This window comes from Kitasatospora sp. NPDC054768 (assembly GCF_053612025.1).
The window spans coordinates 1-1803 of the sequence record NZ_JBSHBN010000336.1 but is presented as its reverse complement, the minus strand read 5'-3'; the positions used below and the strand labels follow the sequence as shown (position 1 = coordinate 1803).

At 72.3% G+C, this 1803-nt stretch carries 2 protein-coding genes; one reads left to right on the top strand and one right to left on the bottom strand.

Annotation, left to right across the window (positions count from 1 at the left end):
• Positions 1-945 carry an electron transfer flavoprotein subunit alpha/FixB family protein gene (locus ACWGKU_RS40945; protein WP_452191835.1) on the top strand — a complete coding sequence of 315 codons (945 nt, stop codon included), beginning with the start codon at positions 1-3 and terminating at the stop codon, positions 943-945.
• Positions 946-1074: 129 nt separating this feature from the next.
• Here ACWGKU_RS40945 and ACWGKU_RS40940 read toward each other — a convergent pair whose 3' ends face one another.
• Positions 1075-1527 carry a PhlB family protein gene (locus ACWGKU_RS40940; protein WP_359915655.1) on the bottom strand — a complete coding sequence of 151 codons (453 nt, stop codon included), beginning with the start codon at positions 1525-1527 and terminating at the stop codon, positions 1075-1077.
• Positions 1528-1803 lie beyond the last annotated feature (276 nt).

Genomic DNA, 1803 nt, shown 5'->3' with positions numbered 1-1803 from the left:
CTGGTGGACCACGCCGACGGTGCGGTCCGCAAGCCGGCCCTGGAGCTGCTGACCCTGGCCCGCCGCATCGGCGAGCCGTCCGCCGTCGTCCTCGGCGCCGGTGCGGCCGCGGCCGACATCGCGGCGAAGGCCGGCGAGTACGGCGCGGTGAAGGTGTACGTCGCCGACGGCGCCGAGTTCGCCGACCAGCTGGTCGTCCCCAAGGTGGACGCCCTGGCCCAGATCGCCGGGGCCGGCGACGTCGCCGCCGTGCTGGTGACGTCCTCCGGCGAGGGCAAGGAGGTCGCCGCGCGCGTCGCGCTGCGGATCGGCTCCGGCATCATCACCGACGCCGTCGACCTGCGCGCCGGCGACCAGGGCCCGATCGCCACCCAGTCGGTGTTCGCCGCCTCGTACACCGTCGACTCCCGGGTGAGCAAGGGTGCGCCGGTCATCACCGTCAAGCCGAACGCCGTCGCCCCGGAGGCCGCCCCGGCCGCCGGTGCGGTGGAGAACGTCGCCGTCGCGTTCACCGGCAACGCCGCCAAGGTGACCTCGCGCACCCCGCGCGTGTCCTCCGGCCGCCCGGAGCTGACCGAGGCCGCCATCGTGGTCTCCGGCGGCCGCGGCGTCGGTGCCGCCGAGGGCTTCGGCGTGGTCGAGGAGCTCGCGGACGCGCTGGGCGCGGCCGTCGGCGCCTCGCGCGCCGCCGTGGACGCCGGCTGGTACCCGCACAGCAGCCAGGTCGGCCAGACCGGCAAGCAGGTCTCCCCGCAGCTGTACGTGGCCAACGGCATCTCGGGTGCGATCCAGCACCGGGCCGGCATGCAGACCTCGAAGACCATCGTGGCCGTCAACAAGGACTCCGAGGCCCCGATCTTCGAGCTCGCCGACTACGGCGTGGTCGGCGACCTCTTCCAGGTGCTGCCGCAGCTCACCGCCGAGGTGAAGGCCCGCAAGGCCTGATCCCCGGACGACAGCGGAGGGCGTGGCGCCGAGTGGTACTCGGTGCCACGCCCTCCGTCGTCTCCGTCGCTCTCCGGCAGCGCCCCGGGCGCGCCGTCCGCCCCGCCCGCCGCACGGTCCCCCGGCGGATCACTCCGCGACGAAGGCCGCGAGGTGCTGGGTGGCGAGGTGCTGGGTGAAGCCGCCCTGGGCCGGCGGCAGCGGGCGCGGCTCGGTGTCCTGCACCGGCGGTGGCGGCTCCATCGGCAGCAGCCGCAGTTCCGGCTGGTCGGAGTCGGGGGAGGGGAGCAGCCGCACCCGGGTGCCGACCGGCACGGTGCTGCGCATCCCGTCCACGATGCACCAGACGTCGAAGCCCTCCGCCATGCGGATCAGGGACTTCTGACGGACCAGCGGCGTCCGGGCCTGTTCGACCGCGCAGCGCCGCACCACGCCGGTGCCCTCGCTGGGCTCCAGCCTGAGGTCGGTGGATCCGCAGGTGGGGCAGAGCAGCCGCTGGAAGGTCGGGTTGTTGCACCACGTGCAGCGCTGGAAGTACAGCGTCGTGCTGCGGGTGTCGGCATCGATGGCTGAGTGGATCACGCTGTCATCTCCCTGCGCTCGGACCGGCTCGTTCGGCAGAAGTTCGGCAGTAGTTCGGCACGAAAAGGATAGGGAACTCAGTGCCGCGAAGGGAAGGCACTGAGTTCCCTTTTTGCCGCGCGCATGCATAATGAAGGGTACTGAGTACCGTCGTGAAACAGGAGTGGCGATCATGAGCCAGGACTTCGATCTCTTCCGGATCTCCGAGGAGCACGGGATGCTCCGTGAGGCGGTGCGTTCGCTGGCCGAGGCGAAGATCGCTCCGTTCGCGGCGGA